Here is a 25,433-nt window from a genome sequence, read left to right on the forward strand (position 1 = left end):
TCTTCAACTCATAATAAATCGATATCGTCAAGTAAAAATAGGAATAAACAGTCTATTTCTGGTATCGAACACACAAAACAAAACTATAATAAGCTAATAATCAATACATAAATAAACAAAAAAAAGAGGAATATTAGTATTTTACCCCTAATTTCCTCTTTCAGCGGAAAGAAAGGGATTCGAACCCTTGGTACCCGTGAGAGTACAACGGTTTTCGAGACCGCCCCGATCGACCACTCCGGCATCTTTCCTAATCAGGTGCAAAATTACGCTATTTTCCCGTAAAACAGTGTTAATCGTTCACTAAAGTTAGACATTTTCTGCGCTCGGCAAAACAAATAAATTTGGTCTGCACTTGCTTAACGAAAATGTTCATTAAAATTAGTCGTTTTCTCGCAACAGCAATATCCAAACAAGTTTGGTTTCCGCTCGTATTGCTTAATGAAATAGTTGAATAAAATTAGCGTTCTCCTTCGATCATAGAATACAATCAAGGTTGGATTACGTACATCTAACCCTGAAAAACAGCCCGATTTTATTTCTTCAACGCTTGTAATGCCTCATGGGTTGCGGCAAGCAATGGCTCTATCGAAATAGGCGATCCCACGGCATTCTTCATCCAATGCTGGGGAATAATGCTCCCCTGCGTATACATGCGGTACATTTCGTCGGCAAGGTTCTTACCCCGCACCTGCTGCTCGATCTGGAAAGCGATCAGATGCCCCATAGGATAGTTGGGCAAATAGAGCGGATAGTCAATCATGTGCGAGTAGATGCCAAGCAGGGTTTCATCCTTTCCTCCCAATATGCCGGCATAATAGGTGTTCCATACCTCTTTGGCTGCATTGATCACTGCCTCTTTCAGTTGCTCCGGCGTAGCGTTCGGGTTGGCATACAACCATTCCCATACCTGTATATCTACAAGCGAGACACCCATGATCTCGTAACAGGACCAGAAATTATCCAACGCTAACCAATATTCATCTTCCGGATTGGGGTTTTTCAGTCCCAATAATTCCAGATCCCTTTTCTGGAAAAGGAATGCGACTGCTTCGGTAAAAGCAGTATTGGGTACGCCGTTCAGCATATAATAATCCACATCGTTCATGGTGATGGTCTGTTCCACATTGTGACCAAACTCGTGCACGGCAATATTGTAACCCTTATAATCCAGTCCTTCCGCCCCGATCCGGGTACGCAACCGGGCGACATCATTCCGCATTTCAGCCCCCCAGGCATGGCCTGCGCCACGTGAAGCATCGACGGTCACAAGGGAAGTGATTTCCTTTGCTTTGGCCGGTTTCCAGCCCAGTTTCACTAAAATATTGGGCAGATCTTCCTCTAATGCTTGTGCATCGGGATACTTCCGTGAAGTGATGGCTGTCAGTTCATCTTCGGGAATGCCTTCTCCCGATTTGAAACCATTATACCAGATATCGAACGGCTCCAGTTTACGCCCCAACCGTGATTCGATAAAGGATGCCACTTCTTTCACCTGCGGAGAAGAGAGTAATCCCCGAAACAATTCTTCCACGTCTTTTTGCGGTACTTCCATGGTACCATCGAACGCGCGGACAAGTTGGGTGGGATAATCCGGAGAATAGGTATCCAACTGGCGCATGGCATGAAAATTTTTCAGAAATACCCCATATCGCCGGGTATCTTCGGGTTTGGAAGCAACAGTTCCTCCATTCTTGTCAAACAACTCATTCGTTATCGGATTCCATGAATAATTATCGCTGTTGATCACCTGTAGAGGAATAGACTGGTCAATAATACGTTGCATTACCTTGTAAACCATCCGCTGTTTTTCCAGCCCTCTTTCCTTATCAGCATAATTTGATTTCAGTTCGTCGCGTAACCCCCAGTGGGAGATCAGTTTCATAGTAGGAGGAAACAGTTGTTCCCCGGCCTCATTCCGGAGCTCTCCCATATAAATATTGTAATCGGAGATATAAGCATCCGCCTCTGTAATGGTTCTGGAAATATCCTGTAAAATAGCGGCCGGCACACGCGCAGTAAACCGGTCTCCCATCCGCGCATAGGCCCATTCCTTACGGCTCCAGTTTTCACCCAGTCCGGTTTTTTCATCCAGCGTATAAAAGGGGAAATTCAATGCCGTAATAAAAGCGATTTGATTGGCATACAGGTCATCTGTCAGATGTGCCGAAACATCGTACCCTCCAAACATCATGTCCACCGGTGTGATCTCAGGCCCTTCCAGTTGCAGGGGAGCTTTGAGCATCACATCTATCTTGTGATAGTAACCGTAAATTATCTCCAAATTACGTTCCAGCGTATTGAACATCCGGGAAAGTTCCGCCGTATCACTGATAAACGAGTTCTTACAAAAGTCGGAGAAGTCATCCACCGTGCCATCTGTTTCTCTCCAAAGATCAGCCACTTGCCATACGCCCCGCTCTATACGGAATGCGTGAGACTCTCCAAGAGAGTCTTTGAGTTGTTTAACTACGGTCTCTACCTTGGCTTCAGAAATAAAATCGGTTGTCTGCATTCTATTTTTGTTATTTTGATCGGAACTGTTACACGCCACTAATCCGATAAGAAAAGTAGAAAGAATAAAAGATAAGAATTTTTTCATGACTTTATTTTTAGTTGAACTATGCTGAGACGCATCTTATATTATACAAAGATATAAAAATCAATTAAAAAACATCTTCAATATACCCGATGTTACAGAATTTTTTTATAGTTTTACACCACGACATTTGTTCGGAGAAAATTTGTTTTACGGAAGTAACTGCCGAGTTGCTATGTGGATAAAGCAAATCAATCAAATAGTTTTAGTCGTATGAAATTAATAAATACCTTGCTTTTATTATTAGTCACTGTCGCCATTGTCGGGCAGGAGTCAAGTATTATTGCAGAAAACGCAAAAGTGATACAGGCAGGTACGGGCTATGCATTTACCGAAGGCCCGGCTGTTTCACCTGATGGGAAAGTTTTCTTTACAGACCAACCTAACGATCGCATTTATGCATGGGATGAAACCCGGGGAATTGAGTCGTGGTCGGATAGCACCGGAAGATCCAACGGCATGTATTTCAATGCTGACAGCCAGCTAGTTGCTTGCGCCGATCTGTATAATCAACTTGTATATTTCGACCGCGATAAAAAGAAACATCTTCTCTTTGAAAATTATGAAGATAGATATCTGAATGGCCCTAACGACTTATGGATCGCTCCTAATGGTGATATCTACTTTACTGACCCTTATTATCACCGGGACTACTGGAAAGAGGGACATGCACCAGCACAGGATGTACGGGGTGTCTATCATCTTTCACACGAAGGTGTGGCATCACGTGTGATAGATGATTATAAACAACCCAACGGAATCATAGGGACACCCGACGGCAAGATATTGTACGTGGCAGATATAAACGATCGGAAAATATGGAAGTATGGAATCCAGCCTGACGGAGCCCTCTCCGGTAAGACTTTCTTTGCGCCTGAAGGTTCTGATGGAATGACTATCGATGACCGCGGAAACATCTATCTCACCATGGGTAAGGTCTGGGTTTATTCTCCGGATGGGGAAATGATACAAGAGATCGAAATACCCGAAAGTCCGTCCAACGTTTGTTTCGGCGGAAAAGACCGGGATATTTTGTTCATAACGGCACGCACTTCGGTCTATATCTTAAAAATGAATGTGAAAGGTGTCCAGTAAATATCTTCAGGAAAAATCCGGGAAACGACTATTATTACATTAGACTCTGTATTGATTGAAGACTAAGATAATTGATAGTCAAATACATAAAACACTATTCGATATAAATTCTATTATAAAATAAAAACAATATGAACGAAATCAACAAGTACGTAGAAACACACAAACAGCGGTTTTTAGATGAACTTTTCGAACTGATCCGCATCCCGTCCATCTCATCCCTTCCTTCACACAAACCCGACATGTATCGTGCCGCCGAAAAGTGGAAAGAAATCCTGTTGGCAGCCGGTGCCGACAGAGCAGAGGTGATAGAAACCGATGGGAACCCGGTGACTTATGGGGAAAAAATCATAGACGATAAGGCACCGACCGTGTTGGTGTACGGTCATATGGACGTGATGCCGGTCGATCCACTCGACCTCTGGAAAACCGATCCATTTGAACCGGTAATAAAAGACGGGAAAATATGGGCGCGTGGCGCAGATGACGACAAAGGCCAGTCGTTCATGCATGCCAAAGCGTTCGAGTATATGGTACAATCCGGAGAACTGGGATGCAACGTAAAATTCCTTATCGAAGGCGAAGAAGAGGTGGGATCCCCCAATCTTCCCAAATTCTGTAAAGAACACAAAAAAATGTTGCAGGCCGATGTAATCCTCGTATCTGACACCTCAATGATTGCCCCTGACGTGCCCTCCATCACTACAGGCTTGCGCGGTTTGGCCTACTGGCAAGTGGAAGTGACGGGACCTTCTGCCGATCTCCACTCAGGGATATTCGGCGGAGCGGTAGCCAATCCTATCAACATTCTCTCAAAGATGATCGCCCGGACTATGGATGATGAGGGACATATTCTCATTCCCGGTTTCTATGACGACGTGTTAGAGGTCTCAAAAAAAGAACGGGCTATGATGGCCAAAGCGCCTTTCTCCCTACAGGAATACAAGAAGTCGGTCGGCGTGAAAGAACTCTCCGGGGAAAAGGGATACACCACCAATGAACGCACCGGCATACGACCTACTTTCGACGTATGCGGTATCTGGGGCGGCTACACCGGTGAGGGAGCCAAGACAGTTTTACCTTCCAAAGCTTATGCCAAGATCAGCACCCGGCTGGTTCCAAATCAGGATTATAAGAAAATAGAGAAACTATTTGTGAAATATTTTGAATCCATCGCCCCGAAATCGGTAAAAGTGAAGGTAGAATACCTCCATGGAGGGCCCTCCTACGTTTGCCCTATTGATCTCCCTGCCTACAAAGCGGCAGAAAAAGCATTGAAGGATGTGTACGGAAAAGATCCCGTACCGGTTCGCTCCGGTGGCAGTATTCCCATCATCGCCACTTTCGAGGAGATATTGGGAATTAAGTCAGTATTGATGGGCTTTGGACTGGGATCGGATGCCATTCATTCTCCCAATGAGAACTTCCCGCTAGAACAGTTCTATAACGGTATCAGAACACTTCCTCTCTTTTATCAGTATTTTAGTAATATGAGTGTGAAGAGCTAAAAAACGTTTACATAGGCAACATAACTCGTGGTTTTGGTAACGGGAGTCAACGACAGGTAGCCGGAAAGTATCTTTCCGTTCTCTACTTTGAGAGGGGATTCCCGTTGCATTTTCTCATTGAACGACAAAGCGCTTTCCGGTTTCTTAAAATAATCCACTACGAACTTCCCTTCTCCACCGGGATGCATGTACCGTTCATGGAAGAAACGCGCAACCAACCCCATATTCATTCGCATATTGATCTCCACACAGGGTTGGATACGATATCCGCAGGAGGTCTCACATACCATCATGTCGACTCCCGCGTAACCTGTATAAAGCGGGAAACGGTGGGATAATTTTTCTTCTATGGAGTATCTAAGCCGGTGTAATAATTCAATTGAAGCAAATTTACCAAGCTTTTCCTCAATCCTCGCATCGCTAAGCAACTCATTTCCGGTATATGCGCCAGAAGCAGCTGTCCTAAACAAGGAATAACCGGCAAAATCGGCCTTGCCTTCATGCAAGTAAAATTCCATCGCGAAATCCTGTACTTTGGATAGCACAGGCTCCGCTACTACCCCACCTTGCTCCCGGACAACTCTCCGACACCAGTCACATTGTTTATCCGTAATTCCGCCCAATATCCATATCAACCCTTTTCCGCTACCGGAGAGAGGCATCTTCAGCACCTTATTCCCGGATGAAGACTCCAACCAATTATACAATTCCTCCGTATCCGTGAAGAAATGCGATTCTCCGCAAACACCTGCTTCTTCGGTTTTCAATTCACTCAATATCTCTACGGCATGTCTTCTGCTCGAATAATGCCTCAGACATATTAATTCTTCCGGTGAAGGCAATACTTCCTCATTTGCGCCGTACGATACAAGTTTTTTCCTTAACGTAGGATTCCATCCCCAGGGAACAATTTTGAGATGAGGGTATAACGCTATATCAGAAAAAGGGATCAGTGATGCATGGAGCGGTAAAATTTTCTTGATTGACGCCAGAAATGAATGGTTCAACTCTCCTTCGGCAATTACTACCGCTTCCTTATTATTCCTTCCGAAGGTCCTTCGATCCATTCCGGCATACCAAATGGGCAGGATAGCCAACTCTTCCGTCATCCGGTTCGCAGACGCGGGCGGGGTATAGTTCGCAGTGAAATGAGCCAGTGCGAGATCGTTCTCGGGATTAAAAAGATACATCTACTATAAGAGTTCGGTTCCGGCTGAAAGTTCGGTATATCACGTAAATCTATTGATATTCTTTTATCTCGATATCACCGTTAATCGCAAGAAGGGCGTTCTCTGCCAGAGCACCCATCTCATCCTGTCCCGGATAGACATGGACAGGAGCAATACGATATACCCGCTCGATGACAAGGTTACAGAACCATTTGCTATTGGCAATCCCCCCGGTGATCAGGATCGAATCCACTTCACCCTTCAGCACGGTAGACATAGCTCCTACCTCTTTTGCCACCTGGTAGGCCATGGCTTCCAGCACCTCCTTGCATTTTTCATCTCCATCTTTCGCTTCCCGTTCGGCCAGATAGGCATCATTTGTTCCCAGATAGGCCATCATTCCGCCTTTCCCCATAATCATGGCATACATCTCTTCATAAGTGTACCGGCCGCTGAAAGCCGCTTTCAAGAGCGCTCCCGCGGGGAGTGTCCCCGATCGTTCCGGGGAGAAAGGGCCATCGCCATCCAACCCCTGGTTCACATCAATGACTCGTCCCTTGCTGTGTGCCCCAACCGTAATGCCTCCTCCCAAATGAACCACGATAAGGTTCAGATCCTCATATTTCTTCATGATAGAGTTGGCGTGTGTGCGGGCAATTGCTTTTTGGTTGAGCGCATGGAAGATGGAACTCCTCTCGAAGTCGGGGTGTCCCGAATATCTGGCCAACGGATTGAGCTCATCCACCACCACCGGATCGGCAATAAAAGCTTCGGCCGACGGGAGTAGCTTTGCAATATCGGCGGCTATCAATCCGCCAAGGTTACTGGCATGTTCCCCGCGTTTGCATTCCAGCAGGTCTTTCCTCATCGCCTCATTCACCCGATAAATTCCGGAGCCGATCGGTTTGACCAGTCCACCGCGACCAATCACCGCATCAATCGTCTCTACCGGCACATCCGCATTCTTCAATTCTTCATAAACAACCTCCTTGCGGTATTCATATTGGTCTGTGATCCTTTTGAATTTGCTCAGTTCTTCCAGTGAATGTTTAATCGTTTTCAGGAAAATCACTTTTTCCTGTTGAAAGATAGCGATTTTTGTGGAAGTGGAGCCGGGGTTAATCACTAAAATACGTGTATTTATTGCCATATCTATATTTTATTTTATTGGTTTAGAATCATTTTTCGAAGCTGCCCTCCATTAATCTATCAGCGTGGACAGAGCGATAGAGAGCAATTTACTCCGTTCATCATCTGACCGCGAAGTCAGTACGACCGGCACAGCGGCACCCATTATCACCGCAGCCGAGGAAGCCCCTCCCAAGAAATTGAGCGCCTTGTAAAACATGTTTCCCGCTTCGATATCGGGTGCAAGGATTACATCACAGTCGCCCGCCACCTCCCCGCCGATGCCTTTATGTCGTGCTGCCGCCGTACTCACCGCGATATCGATGGCGAATGGGCCATCAACCACACACCCTTTCACCTCACCTCTTGCATTCATCTCTTTCAATAGAGCAGCATGTACCGTTGCCTCCATCTTTGGATTCACGGTTTCTACTGCGGCAGCCACTGCCACCTTAGGATTCCCGATCCCGATTCCCTGACATGCTTTCACCGCATTGTGAATGATCTGGACCTTTGCTTCCAGATCGGGAGCAATATTCATTGCGACATCCGTTACACAAAATATTTTATGGTAATAAGGAGATTCAAAGAAAGCCACATGGCTCAACAACTGGTCCGTACGTAATCCTATATCTTTATCCAGTACCGCTTTCAGGAGATCACCGGTACCCACGAAACCTTTCATGATAATATCTGCCTCCCCGTTTTTTACTTTCGATACGGCTATCCGGGCAGAAACAGCCGCACCCTCCCTATTATCAATTAATTCGATGCCATCCAGGGAAAAACCAATCAGTTGTGCTATTCGTTGAATTTTCTCTTTATCACCCACCAGCAAGGGAATGATAATTCCCTCTTTCATAGCATCCTGCAAGGCTTTCAAAACATGTTCGTCTTCGGCAGCGGCGACAGCCATCTTTCGGATGGGTCGGTTTTTCGCTTTCCGGAGTAATTCGGTCAAATCGCGGATCATAGCAACTATTATTTTGCGTCGTTTTACTTGCAAATAAACAAAAAATATAGCAATCCGCAGCTATAAATCAAGCGTTTTTTTGACAAAAAGTAAATAAAGGAAGTGATAAATATAGATTTGGGGCATTCTTTATGAAAACTCGCTGGGAGAGACGCCAAATTTCTTTTTAAAACTTGAAGAAAAATGAGAAGCGGTACTAAACCCGGTCAAGTCGGCGATCTCCGACATCGTATATTTGCGTTCACGGATGAGTTCGGCAGCCCGGTTCAATTTATAGGTCTTAAAGAATACATTCGGATTCTCACCCGTGAGTCCTTTCACCTTATAATAGAATTTGGTACGGCTGATATGAAGTATTTCCGTCATACGGGAGATATTCAGTTCAGGATTGGACAGTTCTGTCTCCATCAGGTTATACAAGCTATCCATAAATGCCATGTCCTGCGAATTAAGCATCTCTTCCGAGAGAGTATTCGATTTTGTGGATCCGGAGAGTATCTCTCTGGAGTAATCCCTGTTTTTCAGTTGTGACTTCACCAAAGCGAGTAGATAAGAGGGGTCGAACGGTTTGGTGACATAGGCATTGGCGCCAACATTCAAACCCTCTATCTGGTCATTGATGGTGACTTTGGCAGTGAGCAGGATAACCGGAATATGACTGGTGGAGATATTCTCCTTGAGCCTGAGACAGAACGACAGTCCATCAGTCTCCGGCATCATCACGTCGCTGATAATCAGGTCGGGTTCCACATCTACAATCAATTTCCACGCCTTCTCTGCATCAAAAGCGGTGACAACATTATAGGCCGGCGAAAGTAGTGCTTTGAGGTAATAGGTGATTTCGGTATCGTCGTCCACCACCAAGAGTGTATTCTTGGGCTTTTCGTTCGGTTTCTCCTGTTCTGTTTGGTAGAAAGAGGTGTCAAGAGGCGGTGTGGGTTGTCTGGATTCTGACTCCGTCCCGGTTTCATAATTCAGCTCCGAATTCGCATAAGACTCCATATTCACGGGTAGGATAAATGAAAAGAGGGAGCCTCCCTCGAGTTTATTGGCAGCTTTGATATAACCATGGTGCAATTCCACCAGTTTACGCGAGAAATACAGCCCGATTCCGGTTCCCCAGTTCACATGTCCCGAATCCCCGTTTGATACCTGATAATATTTTTTGAAAACATCTTCCAGTTGGCTCTCCGAAATACCGATACCCGTATCTCCCACTGATATTTGAACATACTCCTTATCCCTGTCTTCTTCGGTCAAAGGATAACTATCGGCTGCATCCTCCCGGGATACGACATCGAAACGGACATCGATCACACCTCCCGGTTTTGAGAATTTCAACGCGTTCGACAGAAGATTGCTCAGTACCTTTTGCAGCACGTCTGTGTCTGCCCACATCCGGAAAGGATTTTGCAGACCGGAAGTGATCATCGAGATCTGCTTTTCTTCCGCGTTGATACGGAATATTTCAAGTTGTTCCTTCACGACGGCAGTGACCTCCACAAAATCGATCTTGAGACTCAGCACATCACTTTCCAACTTGTTAAAGTCCATCAGCTGATTGATCAGTCTCAACATACGATCCACGCTCCGCTGCACGATCATTAGCAGGTTCCGGTTTTCATCGTTGATGTCCGGATCATTACCCAGTTGGTTGATGGGGCCGGCAATCATGGTTAATGGCGTCCGGAACTCGTGGGAAATATTCGCGAAGTAACTCATGTTCACCTGGTTTATTTTTTTCTCCTGTTCCTTTTCATAGACCGCCTGACTAATTTTTCTGCGGTTTGTCCTCAAACGGATCACCAGGTTGAATATGAAGAAGACCGTAGTTAATATTACCAGCAGATAGAAAACAAGCATGGGAATTGTTAGCCAGGGGGCACGTTTGACTTGGAGGGAGATCGATGTGGTGACCTCCTCCACCGAATTGTCGGTGCTCATGCTTTTTACCTTGAATGTATATTTTCCCGCCGGCAGGTTGGAGTAAAATGCCTGCCGGAGTGTATTTGCTTCAATCCAATACGGGTCAAATCCTTCCAGCTTATAGGCATACTTCACACGATGGAACTCACTGTAATCAAGTGCCGCATAGGATATCTGAAAACTGTTCTGATTATATGCCAGCGTAACCGGGGGATTCATGATCATTTCAGTTTCAATGATACCCCCTTCCTCGGGCACCACCTTTCGGTTGTGAATCTTCATTTCTTCAATAAAAAGAGGGATCCTGCTACGGTTGGTCACATCAATGGGGTCGAATATGGTGAGACCATGGGTGCCGCCCAATACCACCGAACCATTATTCAGTCTGCACGAACTGCGTTCATTGAACTGGTTCCCCCCTATCCCGTCGTTTTTGTAATAGGAGGTGATCTGGCCTGTCGTGGAATCATACTTGCTCAACCCATATAATGTGCCGATCCACAAATTACTTTGTGCATCTTCGATGATACTGCTCACGTCGTTGCAGGCCAGCCCTTTGACAGGCTCAATCGTTTTGTCCCGCAGGGAGAATCTAAACAATCCGTTGCCATAGGTGCCAATCCACACATCTCCCCTCGAGTCCTCGTATGCTGCTATGGGGAAAAAGACACCCGAATGAATATGGGACAGGATGTCAACCTCTTCCATCTCTTTGGTTCGTGGATCAATGATACGCAAGGTCCTTCCGAAAGAGGCGATCAGTAATTTCCCGTTCGAAAGAGAGATCAGTCCGTTGGTGAAATTGAAACTTTTGGGGTAAAGTTGGATCGACTCAAATTCATCGGTTTCATTCAGGAAATAGAGGTATTCACCACTTCCCGCGGCCCAGATGGTGCCAAAATAATCCTCAGTCATACTGTTTATATTCAATCCCAGATTGAAAGTCTTATCCCGCACCAATTGGTTATTACTGTACCTGCAACGTATAATCTTGCCGTTTGTCTGTAACCAGACAGTATTTTTCGAATCTATAAAAATGGCATTTACACGATCCTGAAAAAATTTGTCTTCAATGAATAAGCTACTCATGTCAATATCCCTCAACCGCTGCTCCAACGGGCTCCACACTTTCAATCCATGGGTCCGGGTAACAATCCACAGGTTCTGTTCTTGATCCACCGCGGTAGATATCACCGATTTCTCTTCCATCTGCACCCGCAAATGATCATTCGCGTTAAAGCGCTGCTTGTACTCATAGTGAACAGAAAAACCCTGATCGTATGAACCGATCCATAAATTCTTCTTCTTGTCCCGGTAGATAACCGTGATGTCCGTCTCAGGAACGGTAAACGGGAATCTTCCGTCAGACTGATGCGTGATCTCCCCCGTGTATGTGTTGAAAAGAAACAGCCCTTCTCTTTGGGTATTTATTAAAAGTGACACATCGTCATAGGGGTAGATCATGGTAAGGATAGCACTGGATAAAACAGGGTGATCACGTATTGGGGAAGGCAATGGAATGAACTCCGCGCTCTTCGTATCCAACACAAAAGTCTCATTTCCGGCGGCCAGCCAGAGTTCCCCGTTTTTCCGGAGAAAAGAGTAATGGATAGCCTTGGTGAGTGGAAAAGTTGAAATCAGCGAGAATGTCTTCCCGTCATGGCAGTACACCATAGAAGGACTCACGCTCCAGAAACGCCCCGCCTCATCAATATGAAAACCATATACGGCCGCGTTCTCATGGGGAAATGCAATCCGTGAAACAAATCTGTCTTCTTCGGTATCATATTCACAAATATCCAAAACGGTGTTTACAAAAACCCGCTTGTCCTTGTCCTCTCTTATATATACAATATTCTGACTGTAGCTTTCAACAGGAACAGGCCGGAAGACACCTTGCTTATTGAACAGGTTCACCCCAAAGGTGGTGCCTACCCATAGCCTGCCTTTCGAATCGCTGAAGACACTTTGTGCTTGGTTACTCGAAAGGGTCAGACTATCTTCCGTGTGGAAGAATTGTTGGAAACTATATCCGTTATACTTGTTTACGCCCCGATTGGTCCCGATCCACATATAGCCAAACTCATCCTCTTCAAAACAGGAGACATGCTGGTTGGAAATATTGTCGGAGGCAATTGCAGAAGGTAACTCCGTATTTCTCACGTCCGGATGTTTCCCACATGCCCCAAAAAACACAGAAAAACAAAAAAAGAAATAATATGCTTTCAAAATACTCATCCGTTTAATAAAGCAAATATAACAAAAAAGAAAGAATTTTTACAGACAGAATGATCGAGACGCTATGTTGTTAAACAGCTTTTAACCAAACAAGACATCTTTTGAACAAATCGGACAGGTTGATAAACATATTGGCAAACCCAATGAATAAAGCGGACAGCCCTCTTTATTATAAACCGGTACGTTTGCATCGGGTTTTATGTGAAATTTAACTTTATCAAATTAAAAATGTGTATTGTGAGGCATTATTATTCAAGTCTTGTATTCATATTCGCCTTTATCTCTTGCGTGGCAGATCCTTCCTCCCGTGAAGCATCCGCTACCTATAGAGGAGAGATTATCACGAATGGAAAAGATCTGGTAGTACAAACCAAATCCGGCAAAGTGGCCGGATACAAGGAAGAGGGAGTTTATATCTTTAAGGGGATCCCGTACGCCGAAGCCGACAGGTTTATGCCACCCCGGGAACCGGAGCCGTGGGAAGGTGTAAGAAGCTCGCGGGCTTATGGTCCAACCAGCCCCCAGGGATTCCGGAGCGGGTGGCTGTCGGACACGCAGGCATTTGCCTTCGACTGGGACGATGGGTATCCCGGTGAAGATTGCCTGCGGATAAATATATGGACGCCCAAGACAGGCAATAATAAAAAGCGGCCCGTCATGGTCTGGCTTCACGGGGGCGGATACGCCGCCGGCTCAGGGCAGGAACACCCCGCGTATGAGGGATCCAATATGGCTCGCCGGGGTGATGTGGTGGTGGTTTCATTGAATCACCGTTTGAATGTATTGGGATTTCTGGACTTGTCGGCTTTCGGTGACAAGTATGCGCAATCGGGAAATGTGGGATTGCTCGATCTGGTTGCCGCGCTGGAATGGGTCAAAGAAAACATCGAACAGTTTGGAGGAGATCCCAATAATGTGACCCTGTTCGGACAATCAGGTGGAGGTGGGAAAGTGACCACCCTAATGGCAACGCCCGCCGCGGAGGGTCTTTTCCATAAAGCGATCGTGCAAAGCGGATCGTTGCTCAGAACTATGGAATCCAAATATTCCCGCCGGATCGGCGCTGCCACAATAGAGGAATTAGGACTTAAAGCGTCACAGATAGAGGAATTGCAGCATATTCCATACGAGCAACTCCTGGCCGCTGGAAATAGGGCGATCACGAAAGTGAAGGAAGAGAGCCTCAAAGAGGGATTCAACATCTTTCTTTTCAACTGGTCGCCCACTGTCGACGGAAACATATTGCCTTCACAACCATTTGAGGGCAAGGCTCCCGAGATATCGAAAAACGTTCCGATGATGATCGGTTCCACGTTGCACGAATTCATGATGAGCGGCTGGAGACCGGAGTTGAAGACTCTGAGCAGGAATGAGGCCAAGAAGGAATTAGAAAAGACCTATGGCAAACAAACTGATCGCTTTCTTGAAGCATTCGCCAGGGCTTATCCTGATCATACAACCGCAGACCTGTTTGACGTTGACTTCCGCTTCCGTCCGGACGCGGTGCGCCAGGCAAAAATGAAACATGAGCAACAGGGCGCTCCGGTCTATATGTACCTGTTTACTTGGGAATCCCCCGTGCTTGACTACGCGTTACGCGCGAGCCATTGTATGGAAATTCCTTTCGTATTCGACAATATTTATCGATCAAGGAGCATGACTGGAGGAGGAAAAGAGGCGTATGTGCTGGCAGAAAGAATGAGTACGGCGTGGATTAATTTCGCGCGTGCCGGAAATCCGAATACAGAATTATTGCCTGAATGGCCGGCATTTGACCCGGTGGATGGCGCCACCATGATTTTCGACAACCGGTGTGAGATATGGAATAATCACGACCAGGCGGTGCTCCAACTCATTGACACCATACCGTATCGAGGACTATAAACCCTTTCTCTGGGGGTTACGCGGAGATAAAACAGAATTATAAATATTAATAACTAGTATCGTATGAAAAAAGTAACTGTGCATTTGTCACAAACAACTGATCGAAACGCCAGGAAAAGACTGGCTTCTCTTCTGGGAGTTTTAATTTTCTTTTTTTCAGCCGCTTACGCTCAAAACGCGCAAGTTGCCGGAAAGATAACCGATGTCGCCGGCGATCCATTGATTGGCGTGAGTGTAGTACAAAAGGGAACGACCAACGGAACCGTGACCGATTTCGACGGTAATTATCAACTTTCCCTACCCGCGGGCAGTGTGATCAGCTTCTCTTACATCGGCTATACAACTCAGGAAGTGACGGTAAATGATCAAACAGTGGTCAACATCATACTCGAAGAAGATACAAGAGCATTGGATGAACTTGTTGTAGTGGGGTATGGCGTGCAGAAGAAAAGTTCTGTTACCGGCGCAATTTCTCAGGTGAAACCTGAAGATATTCAGAACCGGACTATTAGCAACGCACAACAGGCATTGCAAGGTAAAACCGCGGGAGTACAAGTCATTCAGACTTCGGCAGCTCCGGGATCATCTCCTACCGTACGTGTCCGTGGCTATTCATCGAATGTGTCATCTAATCCTCTTTATGTTGTAGATGGCGTTCGTTTGTCGGATATCAGTGGTATTGATCCAAATGATATTGCTTCCATGGAAGTGCTGAAGGATGCTGCTTCTGCTGCTATCTATGGTGCTGAAGCGGGGAATGGTGTGGTACTTATCACCACAAAGAAAGGGAAAGCCGGTCAAGGTAAAATTTCTTATGATTTCCAATACTCCTCTCAATCACTGGCAAACATTCCTAAAATGTTGAATGCAGAACAGTACATAGACTATATGGTAGAATCGAATACCTTTACACAGGATTATCTTTTACAAAACTGGAATGGCGTTACCAATACAGCTTGGGCGGATGTGGCTTTTGAGAACAGCAATATGCAGCGTCATAACATTGCATTCATGAATGGGAACGAAAAAAGTAACTACTACCTGTCGCTTTCCTATTTAGATGATGATGGCATTGTAAAAGGTGATGCTGATTCATACCAACGTTTGACTGCCACCATCAATTCTGAAAGTGAGATTAAACCTTGGCTAAAAGTAGGAACGACTAACCAAATTGAAAAGTACAATGTCCGGAGTGTGTCAACTAATAACGAATATGGCAGCTTGCTCACCTCTATTCTACAGCTGGATCCTTTGACACCGGATACCTATAGTTATGAGAATTTGCCGTCTCAGATGTTAACCGCCCTAAACAATGGCAAGCATTTACTACAGAATGAGAATGGAGATTATTATGCCGTATCCAAATACTACGCTGGTGAGCAGTATCACCCTATGATCATGCGGGACAACAATATTGGTAAAAACAGCGGGTATAATGTCAACGGCTCTGTTTATGGCGACTTTAAGCCTCTGAAGGAATTAACCCTTACTTCCCGTTTCGGATATAGATTATCCGGCACCCGCAGCTCGAATACCACCCTCCCATTCTATGGCAATGCCACACAGAGCCGCGATTACGTGGGACAGAACAATACCTCTTCCACAACGATTTATTATCAATGGGAAAACTTTGCCAATTACATGCAAACTTTTGGAGACCACACGGTAACGGGCATGTTGGGGATGTCATACCAAGAGTCTTCTTATGATTTCGTATACGGCAGTCTTGCGGCTAATGAGGAAGACGCGTTGTTGAAGAATGATCCACTGTTCTATTATCTGAATTATGCTTCGGCTTCTGCCATTAAAGGGGTCGGTGGAGAAAAAACACGTACGGCCAAGCTCTCCTACTTCGGACGTGTAGGCTATGAATTTGTGGGGCGTTACTTCCTGCAAGCATCGCTTCGTGCTGATGCTGCCGACCTTGCCTATCTCCCTTCTACAAATCGATGGGGATATTTCCCTGCAGTATCGGCAGGATGGACAATCTCAGAGGAAGATTTCTTCGCCCCACTGAGGGATCAAATCAGCAGCCTGAAACTTCGTGCCAGTTGGGGCCAGAATGGCAGTTTGGCCGCATTGGGAGGCTATGCATATAGCACAGACATGGCATTAGGCGGACTTTATCCTTTTGTGCCGGGAAATACCTACATTACGGGCACCTCTCCGTCGACGTTGGGTAATGATGAGCTGAAATGGGAAACCTCCGAGCAGATAAATATCGGGATCGATGCCCGCTTCTTCCGTGACAGGCTGACTTTCGGCATGGACTATTTCGATAAGAAAACCAAAGACCTGTTAGTGTCAGGTACCACTCCTTCATTGATTATCGGTGGATCTACCTCTCCAATGAATGCCGGTGATGTGAGCAACAAAGGATGGGAGTTTGAGTTAGGTTGGAGGGATCATATCAACGATTTTCACTATAGCATCAGTGCAAACCTAGCCACGTTGAAGAATAAAGTGACCTATATCGATCCTTCCATCACTCGTCTTTCAGGTGTGAACTTTCATACGAATACCATCACCTATTTCGAACAGGGATACCCCGTCTATTATTTCCGGGGATATAAATTCAACGGTGTGGATCCGGAAACAGGCAATCCTACATTTGCGGATTTGGACAATAGCGGCGATCTAAACGATGGTGACCTGACATATATCGGTGATGCCATTCCTGACTTTACGTACGGTATTACTTTGACTGCCGGATGGAAAGGACTTGACTTAACAGTGTTTGGCACTGGTTCTAGTGGAAATGACATCTTCAATGCAATCAATCGTCCCGATTATGCGGCATCCAATAAAATGAGGGAAGTGTTCTATGACAATCGTTGGACAACTTCCAACACAAACGGTTCGGTACCACGTGCCGGTGCCACTAATATGGATAAATACCAGGTCTCTGATGCATTGGTATACGATGGCTCGTTCTTTAAGATTAAACAGATCCAGTTGGGGTATACCATTCCTAAAAACATCACGAACAAAATCAATATCAGCAATCTCCGACTGTATGGATCGTTGGACAATTTCTTCACCTTCACCAAATATCCAGGGTTTGACCCTGAAGCTGCAGCCAACTCTACATCGGGGATGGGCGTTGATAAAGGTTCTTATCCGAGTTCTAAAAAAGTGGTGTTCGGTGTTAATCTGGAGTTTTAATAACCCTCAAATGAATAATAACAATGAAAACTAAATATTTTTACATACTGATATTAGGATTCCTATCTGTTTTCAGTACAGGTTGTGAAGATCGTCTGAACATAGAAAAGCATGGAAATATGGGAAGCCAGGAGGACTTTTACAAGACTGATGAAGATGCCTTGCAGGCACTGGCTTCCTTGTATACAAGTTGGGCTGCCAATTATTATAATTGGTTTTACACGAAAAACTTATTAGCTGATGATGTGTGGGCTGGTGGCGGTTCTCGGGGTGACAATCCCCAAATGGAGCAATTAAATGAATATACATTCGACACCGACCATAGCATGATACAAGGTATATATTCTGGAACGTATGGTATCATTTACAAATCGAATCTGATTATTGATTTGCTGGAGCCGGATACGGATGTCAAAAAACGTGCCGTCGCGGAGGCGAAATTCTATCGGGCATGGTCGCACTTTGAATTGGTGACGCTGTTTGGAACAGCTCCGGTTGTCGACCACTTGTTGACTCCGGGAGAGTATCGTCTTGGGAATAGCACTCCTGAGGAACTTTGGGAGATTGTAGAGAGTGACCTCAACGATGCGATCAACTCAAACTCGCTTCCCTCCAAAAGTAGTGTCAACGACAATGTAACCGGTATCAGAGTTACAAAAGAAGTGGCGCAGGCCATGTTGGGAAAAGCTTATTTATTTCAAGGGAAATACAGTGAGGCGGCCACAATGCTGGATAGAGTTGTTGATTCCGGCAAATACGAGCTCTATACGGGGGACTATGACCAATTGCTGCATGCTGTTGCCGACGGAAGTCCCGAATCTATGCTGGAGGTACAAAAGCGCAACGATTCTGAACAAGCCTGGAACCAATATACCATGACCTTCATCATGCAAGGATGGCGTACGGATAAGCTGAACATTACTGGCAGTGCCTCCGCGCTTATAGCCTCTGGCACATATGGGTTCATGAACCCCAAGAAGGGTTTGTACGATGCCTTTATGGAAATGGAGGGCGCGAATGGTTATCGATTCAATAGCACTTTGCGCACTGCGGAACAGATGGAAACTGCCGGCATTTCACTACAGACAGGGGCGAACTTGGTAGGACACGAAGGTTATTTCATGTGGAAAAACCGGGCACTGCAAGCCGACAATGTGTATGACGCCTCTTATTTTCAGGTATTACAGTACATAAACCTGCGTGTGATGCGATATGCAGAGGTCCTGTTGATGGCTGCGGAAGCCCACGTGCAAAGTGGAAATAACGGCAAGGCACTGGGATATATCAACCAAATCCGTACCCGCGCGCAACTGCCCAACTTAACCTCTGTAACACTGGAGGATGTAAAGAAAGAAAAACGATTGGAGCTTTGCCTGGAGAGTGTTCGCTTCCAAGATTTGGTGCGGTGGGGAGATGCCGAAACAGTGTTGGCCAATCAAGGAATGGAGATTCCAAGTTATTCTGCTACCGGTGTTGAAATTTTGTTTAAGAATTCAACTTACGGGTTCAAATCGAAACACAAATTGTTGCCTATACCCCTCAAGGAGATAGAACTGAATCCGAATATGGATCAGCATGCAGACTGGTAACCTCTATTATTAACGCTAAAAAGATAAGATAATCATATGAAAAAGATACAACCCTTATTGATATTGCTGATGCTCTGTTTTGTGGGTGCGTGCAATGAAGATTCACTAGACTCGCTGTCTGGAAAATATGACATGGATAGATATGTGTTCGACAAAGTTGAGCAAGCGACAACCGAAAAAATAGGCGGGGGCATCAAGGTTTTCCCTATGACACTTTCTGACGGCACAAACACCATGACACTCACCCTCGGAAGTAGTGAATGGATTATGCCTGCTGGCGTGTATACTCCTGCGGCTGCCGTGAGCAACAAAAATCAGTTCTCGGCCGTGATAAATGGCGATATTGTGGTGGCTTCCGGCAATTTGGAAATAACTCTTCTAGAGAGCACCTACTATATCTCCGGTTTACTGTCTGATGCCTCGGGTAATCGTTTCAAAGTAGATTATAAGGGAGTCCTTTCTTTTGAAGTAGGAGAGGATGATCCCGAAGCAAGCGGCTACACCATTTCTATTGTGGAAAATCAGGTGGTGGATGAAAATGAAACGGTGTATCCCGAACTCACGAAATATGCGATCACCGTCTCGGATCCCAACGGGGTTGCTGTGTTCCATGTAGATGCTGTCAACAACGCGGGAATGACATTGGCCGACCTGGTAGGCACTTATACTACTGCCGGCTATCCAACCGAAGCGCGGCTGGCGGACAACGGCTGGGTGGTGTATTTTCCTGAATGGGGGGTAGAAATGGGTGGTGGCACCTATTTTACCGATGCGAACAATAAAAAACAGTATGTTACCCAAGGGAGTATTGTGATTACAGCGGCGGAAGACATGAACGGAAATCCTCTGTACAGCTTCAGTGGTGAAAACCTGGTTACACTGACAGCACAAAATGAACCTGGTACAGACGGTGCTTTCAGCATCATGTTTGCCTCCGAAGTGAATAATGGCGGTACGGTGCTAAAAGACCAAACCATCACCAGTGAGGTGTTGGGTATGGATATGAAATACTCGGTTTATTTGCCCGAAAGCTGGGATGGCATAAAGACTTTCCCTGTGCTTTACCTGTTGCATGGTGCTGACGGCGGGAACAATGACTGGATCACCGGTGGCAAGATTGATGTGCAAGTAGCAGCAGCCGTCGCTGCCGGCACAGCCCCTGAAATGATTGTCATCATGCCTAACTGTACAGTAGACGGCAAAAATCTGTTCTATGTAAACGGTTACCAAGGAGATGCCCAATACATGACCTATTTCTTCGACGAGTTCCTCCCAACAGTCGAGGCGCTATATAAAGTGAAAGGAGATCGGGAAAACCGCGCCATCGGTGGCCTGTCAATGGGAGGATATGGTTCACTCTATTATGGCGGAATTCACCCGGAGATGTTCTCTTACGTTTACGCTTGCAGCCCTGCTGTAATGATAGACGGAACACCCAATTTGTTCGACATTTATGGAGCTGCCGTGACAGAGGGAGCAACATTACCGGGTATTACCTTGGAGATAGGAACCGGCGACTTCTTATATGAGACGGCTGGCTGGTTTAAAGGATTCATGGATAGCATGAGTATTGATCACGAATATATCACCCGTGATGGCGCGCATGACTGGGCATTTTGGATGGCTTGTACCCCTAAAATTGTAGCAAAACTCGGTACACTTTTTTCCGAGAATTGAATGTGTGTCTTTTCCTGATATAGGTAGAGTAGTTTTTTCCATGCAGCATAAAATATGCTGCATGGAAATATTCATTACTGATGTGTAAATTCTTAATAGAATGAGTATGAAAAATATTTTGACAGCTCTCCTTCTTTTAATTGTTGTGGTTCCCAAAACAGCGGCACAGGAACTTTTCAAGAATGGAGAGTTAACCATAAGCAAGCTTGAAGAAAGAACATGGGTGGTAGAGACTGCCGATATGACCACTATGTATATCCTTGAAGGTGACGACCGTGCAATGCTGATCGACACCGGTACCCAATGTGAAGATCTAGACAAGATTGTCCGAAAAATCACACAGAAACCACTAATAGTTGTTCTTACTCACAACCACAGAGATCATGCAGGAAACATCCGTTTCTTCGATAAGGTTTACATGCATCCTGCAGACACCATCATACCAATCGACATAATTTTTGAAGGAGAGTACAAGTGGCTGCAAGAAGGAGATTCATTCGATTTAGGTGGCCGACATATTGAGGTCTACCTGATGCCCGGACATACACCCGGCTCTATCATTCTGATGGACCATTCCATCAATGCCTCTTTTACTGGTGATGCTTTCGGATCAGGACAAGTATGGCTGCAGTTGAAACCGCATGTACCCATGAACGATTATTATGCCTCCTGCGCGAGAATGGAACAGTTGATGAATGGACACAACATCACCAAACTCTACGTAGGACACTATCCCTACGTAAAACGTCCACTCGACATAAATTATATCCTCGACATGAAGGTATTGGCAAAGCGGCTGAGTGAGGGAGACACAACAGGAGCAAAAGATTATCCCAATATGGGAATAGATATCGCCTGTAAAAATCCGATGATCGTTGCCAATGGGCAAGCCATGATCGTGTTCGACCCTGAAAATATAAATTAAAGGAGTGATTAGAATGATCGTGGGAACTCCCCATTTTCAATTATTTCTCTATAAATAAACTACTTAATCTATGTATAAAAATAGAATTTTGTTACTCGGTTTTTTTGTATCTGTTTGGCTATGCGGTTTTGCACAGTTCCCGAGCACAGGAAGGGTAGAATATAAAAAAATGCCCAGTGACATACTGAATCTGGAACGAGAATATGCCATTTATCTGCCGGCGACATATGATAAAAACGTGGACAAGGAATATCCTGTCCTTTACTTGCTTCATGGTGGAGGCGGTTCCCATACCGATTGGGCAAAAGCCGGACAGTTGCAGGGAATCGCCAATCAGCTGATTGCTGCCGAGGATGCCAGTGAGATGATTGTGGTTTGTCCCGAAGCAGGGAAAGACTTCATGAACTATTTCAACAACCCCGATTGGAGGTACCAGGATTACTTCTTTGAAGAGCTGATTCCTTATATCGACACTACCTATCGCACGAAGAGCGACAAGCAACACCGTGCCATTGCGGGACTTTCGATGGGGGGTGGTGCCTCAGTGGTATATGCCACCGCACATCCCGAATTGTTTGCCGCGGCCTATTCCATGAGCGGTTATTTTTATCGTCATGACAATTTGTTCTGGATCAACTTCAATGATCCTGTGCAGAAAAAGATTCATCAGCTTGTGGAAGATAATAATTGCGTAAAGCTTATTCTGGAGGGAACACCTGAACAGGTGGAAGCCTGGAAGAGCGTTCGCTGGTTCGTGGATTGCGGCGATGATGACTTCACCTACGATGCCAACGTCGCTTTTGTGGCAGCCTTGCGTCAACAGCAGATTCCTTACCAGTTACGTATTCGCGACGGTGGCCATACCTGGGAGTATTGGACAAGCGCCCTCTATCTTGCGCTTCCCTTTGTGTCTCGCTCGTTTGAAAAATAGTTAAGGGACAGCGTTCGATTATCATACACTGTCATTTTTATTGCATATTTGATTTTTTTAAACAACAAAAAATAATCATTAGATGAAACAAGCAATTCTATCACTGTTCATAGGCCTGCTTCCGCTCATGGGAATGCATGCCCGGACACCTGTTTTGAGAGTGGAGGGAGGAGAGATAACAGGAGTAGCCTGTGACCTGCCCGGATTGATGGTATATAAAGGGATTCCCTACGCTGCCCCTCCTGTGGGGGAGTTACGCTGGAAGCAGCCTCAACCCGTATTGCCCTGGCAGGGAGTGCGTTCATGTGACACCTTTGGTGCGGCATCCTTGCAAGGAGACCAAACGGTAGGCTCTTTTTATTGGAAGGAGTTTTATCAGGGTGGTAATCCGGAACGCAGCGAAGACTGTCTCTATCTGAATGTGTGGACGCCGGCGGCAGGGAAAGACGCCAAGCTGCCGGTAATCTTCTGGATACATGGCGGTGGATATATGGCCGGCTATGGACATGAACTCGAATTCGATGGCAATGCCTATGCAGGAAAAGGAGTGATATTGGTGACCATTAACTACCGGTTGGGAATGAGCGGTTTTTTGTCGCATCCGCTCCTGACGGCGGAGAATAAGGGCAAAGGATCCGGCAATTATGGACTGTTCGACCAACTGGCTGCCCTGAAATGGGTGAAAAACAATATTGCGGCATTTGGAGGCGATCCCGGCAATATAACCGTAATGGGACAGAGTGCCGGTGCGGGTAGCGTGCAGGCGCTCATCTCCTCTCCGCTGACCGAAGGCCTTATTCAACGCGCCATCATTCAAAGTGGTGGAGGGCTGGGTGGAATCATTGCCGCCAAACCTCTGCGGGAAGCAGAAAAGACTGGCAAGGAGATGTGGGATGGGGCGGAAGCGACAACGTTAGAGGAGATGCGCCTCTTTCCTGCCGATAAGTTTCAGGAGGTGATGATAAAGTACCTGATGAAACAGCAAACCTTCGGGGGACTTCCTTTTGGACCCTCTATCGACGGAGAACTGCTGACAGCTTCACCGGATGAGGTGGCGAAAGCGGGGAATCAACTGGACATCCCCTATATGATCGGTTATACGTCGGAAGATTTGATGCCGGATGTGATGAAAAAGGCCGCCGTGGATTGGAGCCTTCTCCTTGAAGAACAAGGCAAGGAACCGGCTTACGTTTACTGCTTCAGCCACGATTTGCCGGGAGAAGATATGCCTGCCGGACCGCAAATGGGTGGTTTTGGCGATATGAAGGGAGCGTTCCATTCTGCTGAACTATGGTATATGTTTGGAACGCTGGGCAAGAGCTGGCGACCGATGGAACAGGCCGATTTTGAACTGAGCGAGCGAATGGTGACCTACTGGACCAACTTCGCTAAAACCGGGAATCCGAATGGTGAGGGTGTGCCTTTGTGGGACCCTTGCACCAAATCAAATGAGCATATTCAGACCTTGGATATTCAGGTGAAATAAAGCGTTACAATAGTCCCCAGGTGTGGAAACAGGTAAATAGCCCTGGACGATATGTGACATTCCTAGTAAATTTGAGCACTAATTCAATAAACATAAAAAAACATGAAGAGAACTATTCTGACATTTTTTGCCGCAATTGCCATACTGGCGGCGCATGCACAGTTCCCGGGATGGGGACCACAAAGCAAGATAGTGACGGACAGCATCCATAGTGAAATCCTGCATGCAGACCGGGCTTTCAATATCTTCCTGCCACAGAGCTACGAGGTAGACAAGGAGAAAGAGTACCCTATCCTCTACTTGCTGCACGGCATGATGGATACCAATCAGGGATGGACCATGAGGGGACACCTGAAGGATGTGATGGACCAGCTGGTGGCTTCGGGAGAGGCGACAGAAATGATTATCGTTACGCCCAACGCCGGGGGGAATGTGTATGCAGGCGACTGGAATGGCTATTTCAATATGCCGGGATGGGCATACGAAGATTTCTTCTTCCAGGAGTTTGTCCCGTATATTGAGAGTACATACCGCGTAATCGGCGACAAACAGCACCGTGCCATCGCCGGCCTCTCAATGGGCGGAGGCGGAGCAACCAGCTACGCGCAGCGCCATCCCGACAGGTTCAGTGCCGTGTATGCCATGAGCGCGCTGATGAGCATCCCCGAGGAAGGAGCCGCACCGTCACAGAATCCCGACGACAAGATGGCCATCCTGACCAAGTCGGTCATTGAAAACAGCTGCGTAAAATTTGTGGAAGAGGCCGACGAAGCACGAAAAGAACAACTTCGCTCCATCCAATGGTTTGTGGATTGTGGCGATGACGACTTCTTGCTGGACCGCAATATCGAATTCACACAAGCCATGCGCAAAGCACAAATACCCTGCCAGTTCCGTGTACGCGACGGAGGGCACACCTGGGAGTATTGGCACTCGGCGCTCTATGTGAGCTTGCCATTCATCTCCCGCACCTTTGGAAAATAGAGTTGACATATTATAACAATGGTTCGTTATAAAATAAAATAGATGTCTGATTATCAATAAAATAGCTGCTTAAAAATTTGGATAATTCGTTGATTATCAGTAACTTTAAGGATTTTCCACAATCTGAGAAGTTATGTCGATCAACGAATATCCAAA

Annotated in this window: 15 protein-coding genes and 1 tRNA gene; 10 read left to right on the forward strand and 6 right to left on the reverse strand. The window is 46.0% G+C overall.

The window, feature by feature from the left end; translation table 11 throughout:
• Positions 1–164: 164 nt before the first annotated feature.
• Both ABV001_RS05285 and ABV001_RS05290 read right to left on the reverse strand, forming a co-directional pair.
• A tRNA-Ser gene (locus ABV001_RS05285) sits at positions 165–251 on the reverse strand.
• 284 nt (positions 252–535) lie between these two features.
• Complete coding sequence (locus ABV001_RS05290) at positions 536–2,602, reverse strand: hypothetical protein (RefSeq protein ID WP_352421838.1); 2,067 nt, start codon at positions 2,600–2,602, stop codon at positions 536–538.
• Between the two features lie 210 nt (positions 2,603–2,812).
• On the opposite strand from ABV001_RS05290, the gene ABV001_RS05295 reads away from it, so the two are divergent.
• On the forward strand, positions 2,813–3,694 hold the full coding sequence (locus ABV001_RS05295; protein WP_352421839.1) for an SMP-30/gluconolactonase/LRE family protein: 882 nt from the start codon (positions 2,813–2,815) through the stop codon (positions 3,692–3,694).
• Positions 3,695–3,825: 131 nt separating this feature from the next.
• Entirely contained in the window at positions 3,826–5,202 is a 1,377-nt protein-coding gene (locus ABV001_RS05300) for a dipeptidase (protein WP_352421840.1), read from the forward strand.
• Here ABV001_RS05300 and ABV001_RS05305 read toward each other — a convergent pair.
• From ABV001_RS05305 to ABV001_RS05320, 4 genes are all read right to left on the reverse strand, one after another.
• The gene (locus ABV001_RS05305; protein ID WP_352421841.1) at positions 5,199–6,392 is read right to left on the reverse strand and encodes a hypothetical protein; all 1,194 of its coding nucleotides are present in this window, start codon (positions 6,390–6,392) and stop codon (positions 5,199–5,201) included. The two genes, ABV001_RS05300 and ABV001_RS05305, sit on opposite strands and share 4 nt — an antisense overlap.
• A 49-nt stretch (positions 6,393–6,441) precedes the next feature.
• Positions 6,442–7,521, reverse strand: coding sequence for a butyrate kinase (buk, locus tag ABV001_RS05310; RefSeq protein ID WP_294082415.1), 1,080 nt, complete (start codon positions 7,519–7,521; stop codon positions 6,442–6,444).
• A 51-nt stretch (positions 7,522–7,572) separates the two neighbouring features.
• Complete coding sequence (locus ABV001_RS05315; RefSeq protein ID WP_352421842.1) at positions 7,573–8,472, reverse strand: bifunctional enoyl-CoA hydratase/phosphate acetyltransferase; 900 nt, start codon at positions 8,470–8,472, stop codon at positions 7,573–7,575.
• A gap of 129 nt (positions 8,473–8,601) precedes the next feature.
• Complete coding sequence (locus tag ABV001_RS05320; RefSeq protein ID WP_352421843.1) at positions 8,602–12,561, reverse strand: hybrid sensor histidine kinase/response regulator transcription factor; 3,960 nt, start codon at positions 12,559–12,561, stop codon at positions 8,602–8,604.
• Positions 12,562–12,864: 303 nt separating this feature from the next.
• Between ABV001_RS05320 and ABV001_RS05325 the strand changes: the two genes are divergently transcribed.
• The 8 genes from ABV001_RS05325 (at position 12,865) to ABV001_RS05360 (ending at position 25,277) form a co-directional block, all read left to right on the forward strand.
• Positions 12,865–14,520 carry a carboxylesterase/lipase family protein gene (locus tag ABV001_RS05325; protein ID WP_502929853.1) on the forward strand — a complete coding sequence of 552 codons (1,656 nt, stop codon included), beginning with the start codon at positions 12,865–12,867 and terminating at the stop codon, positions 14,518–14,520.
• A gap of 63 nt (positions 14,521–14,583) precedes the next feature.
• On the forward strand, positions 14,584–17,685 hold the full coding sequence (locus ABV001_RS05330; protein ID WP_294082423.1) for a SusC/RagA family TonB-linked outer membrane protein: 3,102 nt from the start codon (positions 14,584–14,586) through the stop codon (positions 17,683–17,685).
• Between the two features lie 23 nt (positions 17,686–17,708).
• A complete protein-coding gene (locus ABV001_RS05335) occupies positions 17,709–19,274 on the forward strand; it encodes a RagB/SusD family nutrient uptake outer membrane protein (protein WP_352421845.1) in 1,566 nt (521 codons plus the stop codon).
• Between the two features lie 36 nt (positions 19,275–19,310).
• Entirely contained in the window at positions 19,311–20,951 is a 1,641-nt protein-coding gene (locus tag ABV001_RS05340; protein WP_352421846.1) for an alpha/beta hydrolase, read from the forward strand.
• Positions 20,952–21,057: 106 nt separating this feature from the next.
• On the forward strand, positions 21,058–21,876 hold the full coding sequence (locus ABV001_RS05345; RefSeq protein ID WP_352421847.1) for an MBL fold metallo-hydrolase: 819 nt from the start codon (positions 21,058–21,060) through the stop codon (positions 21,874–21,876).
• Positions 21,877–22,045: 169 nt separating this feature from the next.
• On the forward strand, positions 22,046–22,807 hold the full coding sequence (locus tag ABV001_RS05350; protein ID WP_352421848.1) for an alpha/beta hydrolase: 762 nt from the start codon (positions 22,046–22,048) through the stop codon (positions 22,805–22,807).
• Positions 22,808–22,889: 82 nt separating this feature from the next.
• On the forward strand, positions 22,890–24,293 hold the full coding sequence (locus tag ABV001_RS05355; protein WP_352421849.1) for a carboxylesterase/lipase family protein: 1,404 nt from the start codon (positions 22,890–22,892) through the stop codon (positions 24,291–24,293).
• A 102-nt stretch (positions 24,294–24,395) separates the two neighbouring features.
• Positions 24,396–25,277, forward strand: coding sequence for an alpha/beta hydrolase (locus ABV001_RS05360; protein ID WP_294082436.1), 882 nt, complete (start codon positions 24,396–24,398; stop codon positions 25,275–25,277).
• Positions 25,278–25,433 lie beyond the last annotated feature (156 nt).

The sequence above is a fragment of the Proteiniphilum sp. genome (assembly GCF_040307845.1).
Classification (GTDB): domain Bacteria; phylum Bacteroidota; class Bacteroidia; order Bacteroidales; family Dysgonomonadaceae; genus Proteiniphilum.